Here is a 384-nt window from a genome sequence, read left to right as displayed (position 1 = left end):
ATTTCAATATCACTTAAACCACGTTTTGATAAGTCAGTCATAACTACCTAATTAATAATCAATTATAAGGTGTTGCATTGACCTATTGAATTCACCGTAGCCTTTTTTAATATATCCTTTTCTAATTCAATGCGTTGTATTTGCTTTTTAAGCTCACGGATTTCAATTTGTTCGGGCGTCATTGGTGAAGCTAAGGGCGTCTGACCATTACGTTCTTGCTTTAATTGAGTTACCCATTTACTGACGGTTGATTTACCAACACCCATCGCTTTGGCTGCATCTTCTTGCGTATAACCTTGGTCTACTACAAGCTGAGCCGTTTCTAATTTAATTGCCGCTGAATATGTTGCGCGTTTTAATTTCGTCATTTTTTCACCCAAATTT

The 384-nt window shown here is 36.5% G+C and carries 1 pseudogene; it reads right to left on the bottom strand.

The features are described 5' to 3' along the window. Window positions 1-101 precede the first annotated feature (101 nt). A pseudogene (locus CWB66_RS21270) lies at window positions 102-368 on the bottom strand (transposase); the annotation flags it as partial. Window positions 369-384: the final 16 nt, after the last annotated feature.

The organism is Pseudoalteromonas sp. S558 (assembly GCF_005886635.1).
GTDB classification, from domain to species: domain Bacteria; phylum Pseudomonadota; class Gammaproteobacteria; order Enterobacterales; family Alteromonadaceae; genus Pseudoalteromonas; species Pseudoalteromonas aliena.
Note: the sequence above shows the minus strand (reverse complement) of the source record. Positions and strands in the feature narration are given on the sequence as shown.